This is a genomic window from Vallitalea maricola (genome assembly GCF_036985595.1).
GTDB classification, from domain to species: Bacteria; Bacillota; Clostridia; order Lachnospirales; family Vallitaleaceae; genus Vallitalea; species Vallitalea maricola.
Genome location: NZ_BTPU01000157.1, coordinates 1 through 465 on the forward strand (window position 1 = coordinate 1; position 465 = coordinate 465).

Consider the following 465-nt stretch of genomic DNA (forward strand, 5'->3'; position numbering starts at 1 on the left):
GTATCGGGGAAAATGGTATTGGAATTACTGATGACCTAAAGAAAACTATATTTAATCCATTTTCAATGGGTGATTCCTCACGTAGCAAACTGAAAGGTTCTGGATTGGGAATGGCTATAGTCAAGAAAATCGTTACTGCTCATAGAGGAACAATTGAACTTATACAAGAAAAGTTGGAGGGGCTATCTGTGGTATATGAAATAACTTTCCCCCTAACAGAAGAGGAATAATAATATGTTAATAAAAGTTAATGAAGTCACCATATTTTTGATAAAATAAGGTTCAGGAAATCCTTTGATCATGCTTCATGGGAATGGTGAAACACACGAGATTTTTAATAGGTCAATTTCACTTTTACAAGAATATTTTACTGTGTATGCTATTGACTTCCGAGATCATGGAAATAGCTCTAAGGTATCTGAGCTGCATTATGAAGACCATGCTAAGGATATCTATGAATTCATT

General features: G+C 34.2%; 2 protein-coding genes. Both read left to right on the plus strand.

The features are described from left to right. Positions 1-230: sensor histidine kinase (locus tag AACQ14_RS23705; RefSeq protein WP_339366012.1), on the plus strand; the 230-nt coding region annotated here is incomplete at its 5' end. Positions 231-300: 70 nt separating this feature from the next. Next, on the plus strand, positions 301-465 hold a 165-nt coding region (locus tag AACQ14_RS24800), incomplete at its 3' end, for an alpha/beta fold hydrolase (protein ID WP_353514033.1).